At 60.1% G+C, this 228-nt stretch carries 1 protein-coding gene; it reads left to right on the top strand.

The features are described 5' to 3' along the window. Positions 1 to 228 (top strand): hypothetical protein (locus tag ACPYOM_RS24375; RefSeq protein ID WP_481347957.1); only part of this gene is annotated, 228 nt, incomplete at both ends.

Below are 228 nucleotides of genomic sequence, written 5' to 3' on the forward strand. Positions count from 1 at the left end.
GGGCAGCTACGGCAAGGGCATTCTCGACACCGAGGCCGTGTTCAGCGGTACTGATGGCGTATCAGTGAACGTCAACGTCAACGGCGTGGCAACGACTCAAATCGTCAAGGCCTATTCGACCAATACTCTGCTAAACGCTAGCCCCGCCCTGACGTTCTCGACGAACGCCAGCGGTCAGACGGTTGCCCTCGATGCCGGCGGTGTGCCCCAGTACCTGCAGCTTAACGG

This window comes from Monashia sp. HAY1-2A, assembly GCF_056755315.1.